We start from the raw sequence: 12907 nt of genomic DNA, 5'->3' as shown, positions 1-12907 counted from the left end.
GCTATCAGGCAGCGTCGGCGATCACGGCCTTGCCGTCATCCGGTCGAGGCGGGCAGAACCTGCCAGGGCGGCGTCGCCTGCGAAATGGCCGATGCGCAGCGAATATGTGCCTGCATCGAGAACCCAGCCCGGCGCCGCATTGTCGAAGCGGGCGATAACGCGCGGATCGACGGTCAGCGAGACGTGGCGGGTCTCGCCGGGCTTGAGCCAGACCTTCTCGAACCCGGCGAGGCGATAGGCCCGGGTGCCCGCAGCGCTCTTCGCCTCGACATAGAGCTGCGGCACGTCGGCGCCTTCGCGCTTGCCGCTGTTGGTCACGTCGAACTCGACGGTCAGCCTCGCGCCATCGGTGACCTTGAGGCCGGCGTAGCGGAAGCTGGTGTAGGTGAGGCCATGGCCGAAGGGGAACAGCGGCTTCTCGTTCCTTGCCGCATACCAGCGATAGCCGACATCGGCGCCTTCGGGGTAGTCCACCGGGAAGGGAGCGACGCCGCCGCTCATGCCGTAGACGGTCTTGTCCCCGGCACTGCGGCGGGCATCGGCGGCGTGGAGTTCGGCAAGGCCGAGCGGCTGCGGGCGCGGCGCCTGCGCGATGCTGGCCGGGAAGGTGATGGGCAGGCGGCCCGAGGGATCGACATCGCCGAACAGGATATTGGCGATGGCCTCGCCGCCGCGCTGGCCGGGATACCAGGCGTGCAGGATCGCGGGCACGCGGTTGACCCAGGGCATCAGCACCGGCCCGCCCGCTTCGACGACCACCAGCGTCTTCCTGTTGGCGCCTGCGACCGCGTCGATCAGGGCGTCCTGGTTGTCCGGCAGGGCCATGCTTTCGGGGTCCTGCGCTTCGGTGCGCCAGGCCCAGGCGAAGACCACCGCCATGTCGGCGCCCTTGGCAGCGGCAGCGGCGGCCTTGGGATCGCTGCCATCCACGTAAGTGACGCTGGCCCCCGGCGCCAGCGCCTGGATCGCCTTCAGCGGCGAGGAGGCATGCCAGGTGATCCGCGCGAAGGAGGCGGCCGCGCCTTCGGTCAAAGGAATCTCGACCGGCGCGCCGCCCACCGAGCGGACCTGCGAGGAACCGCCGCCGGAAAGCACGCCCACATCGGCATGGGCGCCGATCAGCACGATCTTCTTCGCCGTCTTGGCCAGCGGCAGCAGGTTGCCCTGGTTCTTGAGCAGGACGATCCCTTCCTCCGCTGCGCGCTGGGCGACGAGGGCATGGGCGGCATAGTCGATGGGCTGGGCGCTCTCGGGAACGGGATTGTCCATCAGCCCGCTGTCGATCACGCCGAACAGGATGCGGCGGACCATGTCGTCGAGGCGGGCCATCGGGATGCGCCCGGCCTTCACCGCTTCGGCAAACCTGGTGTCGAAGAACATCTGGTCGTCCAGTTCCTGCCCGGAATCCTGGTCGAGACCGTTGATGGCGGCCTTTTCGGTGGAGTGGACGGCCCCCCAGTCGGACATGACCCAGCCCTTGTAGGCCCAGTCCTGCTTGAGGACCTTGTTCAGCAGCCAGTCGTTCTCGCAGGCATAGTCGCCGTTGACCTTGTTGTAGGCGCACATGACAGAGGCGGGGCGGCCGCTTTCGATGCCGAGCTGGAAGGCCAGCAGGTCACTTTCGCGCAGTTCGGCGGTGCCGATCCGCGCGTCGAGCACGGTGCGGCCGGTCTCCTGCGAATTGAGCGCGAAGTGCTTGATGGTGGAGACGATGTGATTGCTCTGCACGCCCTTGATGTGCTCGCCCACCATGACGCCGGCGAGCAGGGGGTCTTCGCCGAGATATTCGAAATTGCGGCCGTTCCAGGGATCGCGGGTAAGGTTGACGCCGCCCGCCAGCAGCACGTTGAAGGTCTTGGCGCGCGCTTCGGCGCCGATCATCGCGCCGCCTTCGTAGGCGAGCCGGGGGTTGAACGTGGCGGCGGTGGCGATGCTGGCGGGAAGCGCGGTGGCCACGTCGCCCTTGCGCTGCTCGATCTGGTTGGCAACGCCGAGGCTGGCGTCGCTTTCACGCAGGGTCGGGATGCCGAGGCGCGGGATGCCGGGTATGTGCCCTGCCGAGGGGATCATCGCGATCGGCACAGCGGGCTTGGCCAGCGGCGGGAAGTAGCCGTGGACGAGCTGCAGCTTCTCTTCCAGCGTCATCGCCTTGACCAGCGCATCGGCGCGCGCCTCTGCCGACTGGCCGGTGCCGGCGGTTGGGGCGGTTGCGGCGGCGGGCGCTATGGTCTGCTGCGCCAGGGCGGGCGAAGTCAGGCTGCTGCCGATGGTCAGCGCGGCAAGCAGGGCGGCAATCTTCATCGTCATCGGGAAACCTTGGAAAAGCGGGGGACGGAACGGGCGTGATAGCGCTCGAGCAGGGTGCGGTGATCGGGCAGGGCGGCCCGCGCTCCGGCATGGGCGGCGCGGACGCGGGCAAAGACGTCCCGCGCTTCCTGCGCGCCGGGGTAGCGGCGGATACCGGCGGAAAGCCGTGTTTCGAAGCCCATGCCGTAAAGGATGTAGTGGTAGCTCGGCGGCAGGAACGTCTCCAGATCGACCACGAAGTCGAACCGCGAGGGCGGGCGGTGGCGCCACTGGGCCAGCATGTCCTGCAAGGCTTCGGGGATCGAGGCCGGATCGGCGTTGTCCCGCCAGTAGGCGGTGTCGGTACGGCGGGTGATGCAATAGTGGAGCTTCAGGAAATGGACGATGCGCTCGAAGCGCGCGGCCATCAGCCGGTTGAAGCTGCGCGCGGCGGCCGCGCGGGCACCACGGTCGCCGGGAACCAGGAATTCGCCGATCATCTTCAGCGCGGCTTCGATCAGCATGATGCCGGTCGATTCCAGCGGCTCGAAGAACCCGGCGGAAAGGCCCACCGCCACGCAGTTGCCGATCCACTGGGTCTCCCGGTAGCCGGTCTCGAAGCGAAGCTGGCGCGGGGTGAGGGCGGCGCCCTCGCTGCCGAGATAGCGGCGCAGGGTCGTTTCCGCCTCGTCGTCCGAACAGTGGTTGCTGGAATAGACATAGCCCACGCCCCGGCGTTCGCTGAGGCCGATATCCCAGGTCCAGCCTGCCTCGTGCGCGGTGGCCAGCGTGTAGGGCCGCACCGGCGCGCCGGGCTCGGCGTAGGGAACCTGCATCGCCAGCGCCCGGTCGTTGAACAGGCTGCCGGCGCAGGACGTGAAGGGGGAGCCCAGCGTCCGCCCGATCAGGAGCGCGCTGAAGCCCGAGCAGTCGAGGAAGAAATCGCCTTCGATCCGGCGGCCATCGGCCAGCATCAGGGCGGTGATGTCGCCGCTGCCGTCCTTGCGCTCGACCGCGGCTACCGTGCCTTCGATGCGGGTAACGCCGGCGGCCACCGAAATGTCGCGCAGATAGGCGGCGAAACGGGCGGCGTCGAAGTGATAGGCATAGTTCATCGGGCCGGAGAAATCGGGGTCTTCCGCCCGTTTCGGCGCGCGACCGGCGCGGATGACCTGTTCCTGCACGGTGACCGCATCGGCCCATGACGGGCGCGCGGCGCTGTCATCGCCGATCCAGTGCGGCAGCAGCGCCTCGTCCTCCCCGCCGACGGGCAGGTTGAACGGGTGGAAGTAGCTGTCGCTGCCGGTGGCCCAGCCATCGAACAGCACGCCCTGCTTGAAGGTGGCGTCGGCACGGGCGAGGAATTCCGCCTCGCCGATGCCGAGGCCGGCCAGTGTCGTGCGGATGGTGGGAAAAGTGCCTTCCCCCACGCCGATGATGCCGATCTCGCCGGATTCCACCAGCGTGACGTCGGCCATCTTCAGCGTGCGGGAAAGATAGGCGGCGGACAGCCATCCGGCCGTGCCGCCGCCCAGGATGACGACGCGACCGGAAGAGGGATAGTCGGTCGTCATTGTCCTGTCCTTTCAGCTTTCGATCAGAAGCTCGCGCGGGCGCGGACGCCCCAGGTACGCGGCGGCTGGAGGTTCGAGAGGAACACCGGATCGTAGCGCGGCGCGCCGAAGGCGCCGGCACCGGTGCGGATGTGTCCGTTCTCGATGTTCTGGACGAAGGCTTCGACCGAGTACTTGCCGTCAGCCGGCTCGAAACGGATCGAGGCGTCCGAGCGGAAGTAGGCCTTCTGCTTGTCCCACGAGGTGCCGTTGGTGCCGCGGTCGGGCATGTTGTCCGCCGGATCGTTGGCATTCACGAAGGGATTGGCATCGCCGTTGAAGTAGCTCAGCCAGCTCTTGGTCTCGTAGTGCGTGGTGAAGCGCGGGGTGATCCGCGCGCCGCTCGCCAGTTCGAAGTCGTGCTCGTAGCTCAGCGTCGCCGAGAAGCGCGGCGCGTGGGCCAGTTCGTTGCCCTTGAGCTGCACGATCGAGGAGGCCTTGCCGCCGTCGTAGAGACGACCGTCGACGCTTTCCAGATCGTCCAGCTTGGTCTTCTGCAGCGTGGCCGAGAAGTTCAGGCGGTCCGCGGCGGTGAAGGCCGCATTCATTTCCGCTTCCAGGCCGTAAGCCTTCGCGCCCTTGGCGTTCTGGGTCACGATCTGGCTGCGCACGACATTGCCTTCATCGTCGCGGAAGGTGACGGCCTGGTTGACCTGGTATCCCTTGAAGTCGGAATAGTAGGCGGCCAGGTTCAGCGTCACGGCCCGGTCGAGCAGGCGGGTCTTGAGGCCGACTTCGTAGTTGGTCAGGGTTTCCGGATCGGTCAGCCCGGCATTGTCCTGGATGTTGCCCGACTTGAAGCCGGTGGAGATGCTGGCATAGCCCAGGGTGTCGGCCGCGATGTCGGCATCGACGCGGGCGAGGTAGGTCAGCTTGTCCCACTTGCCCTTCACGTCGTTGTTCGAGATCGAGAAGCCGGGCAGCAGGTCCACCAGCTGCGCGGCGGTGGCGCCGGGATAGGCGCCGAAGATGCCGCCGGTGCAGGCGCCGCCGGGGGCCTTGTCGGCATCGGTGCAGCCTTCGCCAGAGAAGGTCACGTTACGGCCGCCGATGTCCTGCTTCTTGTCGGAGGTGTAGCGCAGGCCGCCGGTGAAGCGCAGCCAGTCAGACGCATGCCACACGGCCTGGCCGAACACGGCGCGGCTATCGATCTGGCGATTGGCCTGGATGAAGCTGCCCGCCCAGCTGAAGGTGCCGTCGCGGTAGCCGTTGCGCTGGTCGATATCGAAGCGGATCTTGTTCTTCTCGTGGCTGTAATAGGCGCCGAGGATCCAGTCGATGTCGTTCTCGCCGGTGGACTTGAGCTGGAGTTCGTGGCTCTGGAAGTCATAGCGCGAGGAGAGCGTGGCGTTCTCGTTGAAGGCGCCGAGCGGCAGGTCGTTGCCGTCCGCGTCCACCTGGCCGGTCGGGGGCAGGGCGCCCGCGTCGGCGTCGGTGCGGGTGCTGCCGCCGATGCGCGACCAGCCACCGATGTAGCTGAGCTGGATGCCGTCCGTGATGTCGTAGTTCATCGTGCTGCGCACGGCGACCGAGTAACGATCGGTTTCAGGCGCGGTATCGCTGAGCGTGGACCAGCGCTTGGTGCCCGCGCGCGGGGTCTGGAGCAGGCCGATGACCGGCGCGCCGTTGTCGAGGAAACCTTCGGCCGAAAGGTTCCAGCTGAAGCGGTCGCTCGGCTGCCAGAGCATCGAGACGCGGCCCGACTGCTGGTCCGCCGCGTAGTACTTCTTGCCCGAAGTGACGAAGGCGGACTTGTTGATGCCGACGATGTCGGGCGCGGCCTGGTAATCGGCATAGCCGTCATGACGGTCGCTGACGAAGGCGACGCGGAAGGCCAGCGTATCGGTGACGGGGATGTTGATCGCGCCGCGCATGCCGAAGCGGTCGTAATTGCCCGCGGTCAGTTCGAGGTTGCCGCTGAATTCGCCGAGCTTGGGCTTGGCCGAGATCAGGCTGAGCGCGCCGACGGTGGCGTTGCGGCCGAACAGCGTGCCCTGCGGGCCGCGCAGCACTTCGACGCGTTCCATGTCGTACATCAGCACCGATGCGCCCTGCGAGCGCGGCGAGTATACGCCGTCGATGTAGATGGCGACTTCGGGGTCGGCCACTTCGGTATAGGCGCTGTCGTTGCCGATGCCGCGCAAGGTCAGCAGCACGGCCGACTGGTCGCCCTGTTGGTTGAACTGCAACGAGGGGACGAAACGGGCAAGGTCGGTCACGTCCTTGACGCCGTTCTTGGTCAGCGTTTCCTGGCTGAAGGCCGAGATCGCGATCGGGGTCGATTGCAGGGTGGTTTCGCGGCGGGTCGCGGTAACGATGATATCGTTGTCGGAAACGGTCTGCTGCGCCGATGCCGCGGCATCCTGGGCGTGAGCGGCAGATACGGAAAATAGGCAAGCCGCGAGCGCTGTGCCCGCGACGAGATCGTGCCTCGTCATGTCATCCTCCCGAATGTTTGTTACTTGTGAGGGTGCAATGCCCAAGCCCTGACATCGTTGTCAAGCCTGATTTGACATCGATGTCAGGGCTTGGGTCAGGATAAGGCCGGCGCTGTGTCTTCGGGGAAACAGTCCTTTTGCCATCCCGGGCGCAGTGCCATAGATGCCTCACATGTCGCGCACCGCCCCACCCGTTCTGCCGTCCGATGCGCAGGAATCCCTCGTCAGGCGGCTGTTCTGGCTTTCGATCGGCGTGTTCTTCATCGGCGGCTTCCTGAGCGCATCCGTCAGCCTGCTGGTGCCGCAGCTCAAGGCGGTGCTGGGGCTGGACTACAAGGGCGCGCTGCTCGTCCAGCTTGCCTTCCATTCGAGCTATCTCCTGTTCGCCCTACCGGCGGCGCTGGCGGTGGTGCGAATCGGGTACATGCGGGCGATCGCCATCGGCCTGTCGGTCATGACGGCGGGATGCCTGTCGCTGGCGCTGGCGCAGGGGATGCGGCAGTTCCTGCTGGTACTGGGCGCGCTGCTGCTGCTTTCGGCGGGGCAGACGGTCCTGCAGATCGCGTCCAACACCGTGGTCACGGTGATCGGGCCGTCTCGCGGGGCGGCGGTGCGGCTCAACCTGCTGCAGGGCTTCAATTCCCTGGGCACGGTGCTGGGCCCCGTGCTGAGCGCGCCGTTCCTGCTGGCGAACATCACGCCGGGGGATCGGGGCGGCGGAACGGCATCCGTCCCGTTCGTGGCGATCGGCGCGGTGCTGGCGGTGCTGTCGGCCCTCTATGTCGGCCACCGCGCCCTGCTGTCGGCGGCGCCTGCCGGCGCGGGCAGGATGCTCCCGCCGGACTGGTCGCGGCAGATATTCTCCGTCCTGCGCGATCGCCGGCTGCGATGGGGGACGGCGGCGATCTTCGTCTATGTGGGCGCGGAAGTGACGATCGGAACCCTGATGACGAACGTGCTGATGCTGCCCGAACGCCTGGCGCTGGAACCGGTCAGCGCGGGGAGGCTGGTCGGCCTCTACTGGGCCGGCGCCATGGTCGGGCGCTTCGCGGGCGCGTGGATGCTGACGCGCATGGCCGAGGCGCGCCTGCTGCTTTACGCCGCGCTGGCGGCGATCGCGCTGACGGTGGCTGCCACCGTGCTGCCCGGAGCGGCAGGCGCCGCCGCGCTGATCGCGGTGGGGCTCTGCAACGCGATCATGTATCCCACCATCTATGCCCTGGCGATGCCGCAGGACAGCCGGCAGGCGCCGCTCGCCTCGATGTGGCTGTGCATGGCCGTGGTCGGCGGAGCGGTGGTTCCGATCCTGACCGGGGCCGCCGCCGATGCCGCGGGCCTGCTTCCGGCCTTGCTGCTTCCGGCGCTGTGCTATGCGGGGATCGCGGGGTTCGCGGGCATGTGCCGGCGGCCGAGGGAGGTGGCGGCATGAGTATCGTGACGATCAAGGATGTCGCCGCAAGGGCAGGCGTCTCGCCGAAAACCGTTTCGCGCGTCATCAATGGCGAAGCGCATGTCCGCCCGGAACTGCGCGATCTGGTGCAGCGGATCGTGGCGGAGCTGGACTACCGGCCCAATGCCTTCGCCCGCAGCCTTTCAAGCTCGCGCTCCTATCTGCTGGGTCTGTTCATCGACGATCCGGTGTCCGGCTATGCCGCCGATGTCCAGCACGGCGCCCTGATGGGCTGCCGCGCGCGCAGCTATCACCTGGTGGTGGAGCCGGTCGACCTTGCCGCGCCGGACTGGGCGCTTGAAGTGCGCGCCAGCATTGCGGCGCTGCGGCTGGACGGGGCGATAGTCGCCCCGCCGATTTGCGACGATGCGGCGCTGATGGCGATCTTCGCGGAGGCGGGGCTGCCCACCGTACTGGTCGCCCCCAGCAAGGCCCCCGCCGGTTCCGGCACGGTGCGCATGGACGATCGCGGCGCGGCGCGGGAAGTGACCGAATACCTGCTGGGCCTCGGCCATCGCCGCATCGGCTTCGTGCAGGGGCCGCTCAGCCACAGCGCATCGGCCCGCCGTGAGGAAGGCTTCCGCGCGGCCATGGCGGCCGCCGGCGTCGATATCGACGAGGCCAGCGTGGTGCGGGGAGATTTCACCTCGCGGTCCGGGTTGGCGCTGGGCGAACGGCTGCTGGCGCTGAAGGACCGGCCGACGGCGATCTTCGCCTCCAACGACGACATGGCGCTGGGCGTGCTCATCACCGCCATGAAGCACGGCATCGCCGTTCCCGAAACGCTGTCCCTGTGCGGGTTCGACGATGCGCCCTCGTCGCGCGCGGCATGGCCGCAATTGACCACGGTGCGCCAGCCCAAGGCGGAAATGGCGGCGGCGGCGGTGGATATCCTCGTCGATCCGCAATTCCGCCGCACCGCCGGGGGAGAAGGTTCGCACCTGATGCTGCCGCACGAACTGATCGTCCGGGGCAGCACCGGACCGGCCTGAGAGCAGCGCGGCGGCGCGAAAGCCATTGACGGTCCGCCCGCGCCGCGCAACGTTGATTTATCGGCAGATCTGGCTTCGATTCAGGGGGATATGATGGGGGCAATGGGTTCGGTGAAACGTGCGGCGGCGATCGCATGCAGTGTGCTGGCGCTTGCCGCCGGCGCGTGTGGCAGCGCGGGCGCGAAGGATATCGTCATCCATGCCGGCCGCTTCATCGACGGCACCGGCGCGGCCGCGCGCCAGAACGTGTCGATCCTGATTACCGATGAGCGCATCACCGCGATCCAGCCCGGCTTCGTCACGCCGCAAGGCGCCGAAGTGGTGGACCTTTCCGGCAAGACGGTCCTGCCCGGCCTCATCGATACGCATGATCACATCACGGCGGGGTGGCATTCCGGCGATCCGATCCGCAACAGCGTGACCCGCAGCGCTTTCGAGGATGCGATCGAGGCCACGGTCTTTACCCGCGACACCCTGCTGGCCGGGTTCACCTCGGTGCGCGATTGCGGGGCCGATACCCAGGTGGTCGTCGCGCTCAGGAAGTCGATCGAGGGCGGCGTGGTTCCCGGTCCGCGCATGTGGGTTGCGGGCACTCCGCTCGGCCCGACCGGCGGCCACGGCGATGCGGTGAACGGCCTGCGGGTGGAATTCGCCGATATTCCCCATGTCAGCGACAATGTGGTCGATAGCCCCGAATCCGCCCGGCTGGCGGTGCGGCGCCTGAAGCGCGAAGGCGTGGACCTTATCAAGATCATGCCGTCTGGCGGGGTCATGTCCATCGGCGACGATCCCCGGCACCAGCTGATGACGGACGAGGAGATCAAGGCGGTGATCGACACCGCCCACGCGCTGGGGATGAAGGTGGCTGCCCACGCCCATGGCAAGGAGGCGATCGACCATACCATCGAGCTGGGCGTGGATTCGATCGAGCATGGCTCCTACGCCGATGCGGCAAGCTACAAGCTGTTCAAGCAGCACGGGACCTATCTCGTGCCGACGATGCTGGTCGGCGAGCGGGTCTACCAGCGCGCGAAGGAGCATCCCGAGCAGCTCAACCCCTCCACCGCGGAAAAAGCGCTCGCCATTGCGCCGCTGCTGCGCCGCAACCTGCACGATGCCTATGCCGCGGGCGTGAAGATCGCCTTCGGCACGGATACCTTCGGCCTTTCCCGGCACGGCGAGAATGCGCAGGAATTCGCGCTGCTGGTAAACGCGGGGATGACCCCGATGGACGCGATCAAGACGGCGACCGGGAATGCCGCCGACCTTCTGGGCAGCACCGATGTCGGCACGCTGCAGGTTGGCCGCTATGCCGACGTCATCGCCGTGGACGGCGATCCGCTGGCCGACGTCAAGGTGCTGGAAAACGTCGGCTTCGTGATGAAGGGCGGCGCGATCGTCAAATCGGCGGGAAAGCCCCTGATCTGAGGGCTTCCGTTTCGGGAACCGGGGCAGGTCGCCGGGCGGACACGCCGAACCCGGCGATCACCGCGTAGCACAGCGCGGGGAGAACCAGCGCCATGCCCAGGTTGCCGCCGGTCAGGTCTGCCAGCGCCCCGGTGGCGAGCGGCACCAGCGCGCCGCCGCAGATCGCCACGTTGATGATGCCCGAACCGTCCGCCGCGCGGGCGCCCAGCTTCTCGCAGGCGAGGCTGAAGATCGTGGGGAACATGATCGAGTTCATCAGGCCCACGGCCAGCAGCGCATAGCCCGAGACGGTGCCGGTGCTCGCCACCGAAAGCGCGAGCAGGGCGATGGCCGTGAAGGCATTGACGGCAAGCACCCGTCCGGGATCGAGGACGCGCAGGACGGCAGAGCCGATGAAGCGCCCCAGCATCGCACCGCCCCAGTAAAGCCCGATCAGCTTGCCGGCGGACTGTTCCGGCAGGGCCATGACGTGGTCCTGCATGAGGTAGCTGACGATCAGCGACCCGATGGAGACTTCGGCGCCGACGTAAAGGAAGATGCACAGTGTGCCGAAGCGGAAACGCGGGCGCTTCAGCAGGTCGAACCCGGCGAATCCTGCATGGTCGCCGTGCTGCTGCGGCGGCAGGCGGTTGCGGAAGGCCCAGACGGCGGCGATGACGAGCGCGAGCGCGCCGGCAATGGCAAGATAGCCGTGGACGATCGCCTGGCTTTCGGCGCGGCGATAGGCATCGAGCGCGGCGCCGGAAAGGTCGTGCGCCGAAACGGCGGCAAGGCTGCCCAGGATCAGCACGGCGCCGGCGATCGGGAAGATGGTGGTGCCCAGCGAATTGAAGGCCTGCGCGAAGGTCAGGCGCGAACTGGTCGTTTCCGGCTTGCCCAGCAGGCTGATGAGCGGGTTGGCCACCACCTGGACGATCACCACGCCCGCCGCGAGCACGAAGTAGGCGGCGAGGAACAGCCAGTAGGTGGCGGTCTGCGATGCCGGAATGAAGGCCAGGCAGCCCACGATCATGATCGCCAGCCCGGCCGCTGCCCCGCGCATGTAGCCGATCCCGCGTACCAGCATCGCGCCGGGAATGCCGATCACCGCATAGGCCGTGAAGAAGCAGAACTGCACCAGCATCGCTTCGGTGTAGCTGAGCGTGAACAGCTCCTTCAGCTTGGGAATGATGACGTCGTTCAGGCTGGTTATGCCGCCGAAGATGAAGAACAGCGCCATGACGAAATAGCGCAGCTCCGGCGCGTCGACATGACCGCCGGGGGCTTCCTCGCTCGGTTCGGAACTTGTGATCGCTGACGTGAAGGCCATGATTTTTGCTCGACTCGCGCTGCCGGGCGCGTTCCACGCGCCAATTCAGGGATGAAGGGTGGGGACGCGCGGGCGTCCGGGGCGATGGTTCAGCCCGAGCCGGTGTCGGCTGCCGTGGTGAGCACCGCGATATCTCCCATGTCGTTCTTATTGGTTTGTCATCCCGGGTGCGATCGATTCGCCTTTCGGCGAAAGGGCCGCACCCGGGATTCCAGCGCTGTCGGCTTTGGAGGAGATGACAACGTTGTACCGGATGATTAGCGCGCAATGCGCGATCGATCAAGGCAATCCTGCAGGGAGGCATTCACGCCGCGATTATGCGACGATCCCGGAGAACGGCCGGGAATTTCCGTAAAACCATTCTCAACCGCAATCTTGTGTGGCAAGGCCTGCAAATGACCAGCATTCGTGACGTTGCTGCCGCGGCAGGCGTATCCATCAAGACCGTGTCCCGCGTTGTCAACAAAGCGCCGAATGTGAGCGAGGATCTGCGCACGCGGGTGACCGAAGCGATCGACCGGCTCGGCTACAGGCCGAATCAGTCGGCACGCCGCCTGGCCGGGGGGCGCTCGTTCATGCTGGCCTTCCTCTACAACAACCCCACCCCCGGCTACACTTCCGCAATCCAGGTGGGCGCGGCAAACCGCTGCCGCGAACTGGGCTACCATCTCGTTGTCGAACCGATGCCGCTGTCCGGTGACGAGCGCTTCGAGATACTCGACCGGCTGGTGGCGGCGCTTCGGCCCGACGGCGTATTCGTGGCCCCGCCGCTGTCGGACGACAGGGCGTTGCTGCAAAGGCTTTCGGAACTCGACTTGCCCTGTGCGCGGCTGGCAGGATCGCTGGTGACGGAGAGCTTCAACATTCCCACACCGGAGCGGGCGGCGGGGCGGATGATCGCCGATCACCTGATCGAACTGGGGCACCGCCGGATCGGCGTGATCGCGCCGCCGGCGGACCACCGCGCGGCGCTCGCCCGGGTCGAGGGTTTCCGGGACGGGCTGGAAGCAGCGGGCATCCCGGCCGGGGACGTCCGGTTCGTGCCGGGCAGCTTCGATTTCGATTCCGGCCTTCGCGCCGGGGAACAATTGCTCGCCGGCGAAGCGCCGCCCACCGCGATCTTCGCCACGAACGACGCCATGGCGCTGGGCGTGCTCACATATGCGCATCGCACCGGGCTGAGCGTGCCGGATGACGTGTCGATCGTCGGCTTTGACGATACGTCCGCCAGCGCCACCACCTGGCCGCCGCTCACCACGATCCGTCAGCCGCTGGAGGAGATGGGGCGCGCCGTCGTGGATGCGCTGGTCGGCGCGCCGGACGAAGCGCCCGTGTTCCGGTTCGAGCTGGTCCGGCGCGAAAGCAGCGGGCCGGCCCCCACTGGCTGACGA

At 67.3% G+C, this 12907-nt stretch carries 8 protein-coding genes; 4 read left to right on the top strand and 4 right to left on the bottom strand.

Annotated features, from left to right (window positions below; all coding sequences use genetic code 11):
• Positions 1 to 21: 21 nt before the first annotated feature.
• From U9J33_RS21700 to U9J33_RS21690, 3 genes are read right to left on the bottom strand one after another with little or no spacing between them, the layout of a single operon-like run.
• Positions 22 to 2307, bottom strand: a complete 2286-nt coding sequence (locus U9J33_RS21700) for a beta-glucosidase family protein (RefSeq protein WP_054436399.1) — start codon at positions 2305 to 2307, stop codon at positions 22 to 24.
• Positions 2304 to 3860: a tryptophan halogenase family protein gene (locus U9J33_RS21695; protein ID WP_132469598.1), complete on the bottom strand. Its 1557-nt coding sequence runs from the start codon at positions 3858 to 3860 to the stop codon at positions 2304 to 2306. The genes U9J33_RS21700 and U9J33_RS21695 overlap by 4 nt, the downstream gene beginning before the upstream one ends.
• Before the next feature lie 23 nt (positions 3861 to 3883).
• The gene (locus tag U9J33_RS21690; RefSeq protein WP_054436398.1) at positions 3884 to 6337 is read right to left on the bottom strand and encodes a TonB-dependent receptor; all 2454 of its coding nucleotides are present in this window, start codon (positions 6335 to 6337) and stop codon (positions 3884 to 3886) included.
• 172 nt (positions 6338 to 6509) lie between these two features.
• Here U9J33_RS21690 and U9J33_RS21685 point away from each other — a divergent pair, with 172 nt between their 5' ends.
• From U9J33_RS21685 to U9J33_RS21675, 3 genes are all read left to right on the top strand, one after another.
• A complete protein-coding gene (locus U9J33_RS21685; protein WP_132469597.1) occupies positions 6510 to 7766 on the top strand; it encodes an MFS transporter in 1257 nt (418 codons plus the stop codon).
• Positions 7763 to 8779, top strand: coding sequence for a LacI family DNA-binding transcriptional regulator (locus tag U9J33_RS21680; protein ID WP_185999206.1), 1017 nt, complete (start codon positions 7763 to 7765; stop codon positions 8777 to 8779). Before U9J33_RS21685 ends, U9J33_RS21680 begins: the two co-directional genes overlap by 4 nt.
• Positions 8780 to 8881: 102 nt before the next feature.
• Positions 8882 to 10207, top strand: a complete 1326-nt coding sequence (locus tag U9J33_RS21675; protein ID WP_185999205.1) for a metal-dependent hydrolase family protein — start codon at positions 8882 to 8884, stop codon at positions 10205 to 10207.
• Here the strand turns inward: U9J33_RS21675 and U9J33_RS21670 are convergent.
• Complete coding sequence (locus U9J33_RS21670) at positions 10179 to 11516, bottom strand: sugar MFS transporter (protein WP_185999204.1); 1338 nt, start codon at positions 11514 to 11516, stop codon at positions 10179 to 10181. The two genes, U9J33_RS21675 and U9J33_RS21670, sit on opposite strands and share 29 nt — an antisense overlap.
• A 395-nt stretch (positions 11517 to 11911) precedes the next feature.
• On the opposite strand from U9J33_RS21670, the gene U9J33_RS21665 reads away from it, so the two are divergent.
• Entirely contained in the window at positions 11912 to 12904 is a 993-nt protein-coding gene (locus U9J33_RS21665) for a LacI family DNA-binding transcriptional regulator (protein WP_185999203.1), read from the top strand.
• The last annotated feature ends 3 nt before the right edge of the window (positions 12905 to 12907 follow it).

Source organism: Novosphingobium sp. RL4 (assembly GCF_035658495.1).
In the GTDB taxonomy this organism is placed as follows: Bacteria; Pseudomonadota; Alphaproteobacteria; order Sphingomonadales; family Sphingomonadaceae; genus Novosphingobium.
The sequence above is the reverse complement of the archived record's forward strand: the minus strand, read 5'-3'. Positions and strand labels throughout refer to the sequence as shown.

Coding starts and splice junctions, on each gene's coding strand:
- U9J33_RS21665 (WP_185999203.1), top strand. CDS start 11,912: ATGACCAGCATTCGTGACGTTGCTGCCGCGGCAGGCGTATCCATCAAG.
- U9J33_RS21700 (WP_054436399.1), bottom strand. CDS start 2,307: ATGACGATGAAGATTGCCGCCCTGCTTGCCGCGCTGACCATCGGCAGC.
- U9J33_RS21670 (WP_185999204.1), bottom strand. CDS start 11,516: ATGGCCTTCACGTCAGCGATCACAAGTTCCGAACCGAGCGAGGAAGCC.
- U9J33_RS21675 (WP_185999205.1), top strand. CDS start 8,882: ATGGGTTCGGTGAAACGTGCGGCGGCGATCGCATGCAGTGTGCTGGCG.
- U9J33_RS21685 (WP_132469597.1), top strand. CDS start 6,510: ATGTCGCGCACCGCCCCACCCGTTCTGCCGTCCGATGCGCAGGAATCC.
- U9J33_RS21695 (WP_132469598.1), bottom strand. CDS start 3,860: ATGACGACCGACTATCCCTCTTCCGGTCGCGTCGTCATCCTGGGCGGC.
- U9J33_RS21690 (WP_054436398.1), bottom strand. CDS start 6,337: ATGACGAGGCACGATCTCGTCGCGGGCACAGCGCTCGCGGCTTGCCTA.
- U9J33_RS21680 (WP_185999206.1), top strand. CDS start 7,763: ATGAGTATCGTGACGATCAAGGATGTCGCCGCAAGGGCAGGCGTCTCG.